The 413-nt window shown below is 42.9% G+C and carries 1 tRNA gene and 1 rRNA gene; both read left to right on the top strand.

Annotated elements, in window-relative coordinates:
• Positions 1–75 (top strand): 16S ribosomal RNA (locus HC752_RS24440); the annotation flags it as partial.
• A 76-nt stretch (positions 76–151) separates the two neighbouring features.
• Positions 152–227 (top strand) — tRNA-Ala (locus HC752_RS24435).
• The last annotated feature ends 186 nt before the right edge of the window (positions 228–413 follow it).

Raw genomic sequence — 413 nt, 5'->3', positions numbered from 1 at the left:
ACTTTGTGGTTCATGACTGGGGTGAAGTCGTAACAAGGTAGCCCTAGGGGAACCTGGGGCTGGATCACCTCCTTATACGATGATTATTGAGACGAGTGTCCACACAGATTGATACGGTTTATGAAGTTAAGAGTAAGAAAAACTTCCAGATGGGGCTATAGCTCAGCTGGGAGAGCGCTTCGCTGGCAGCGAAGAGGTCTGCGGTTCGATCCCGCATAGCTCCACCATCTTTAAGTGTTCTTCTCTTCAACTAGAGAATATTTAGAAATGGTTCTTAATGGATCACGCTCTTTAACAATTTGGAAAGCTGACGAATAACAACTATCCCCTTATCTTCGGATAAGCGTTGTTATTCAATTAAAAGTTCTCAAATCCTATGTCTTACTCTTTTGTTAGAGAAAAGAGGTAGGTAC

The sequence above is a fragment of the Vibrio sp. S9_S30 genome (genome assembly GCF_014694455.1).
Lineage (GTDB): Bacteria > Pseudomonadota > Gammaproteobacteria > Enterobacterales > Vibrionaceae > Vibrio.
The sequence above is the reverse complement of the archived record's forward strand: the minus strand, read 5'-3'. Positions and strand labels throughout refer to the sequence as shown.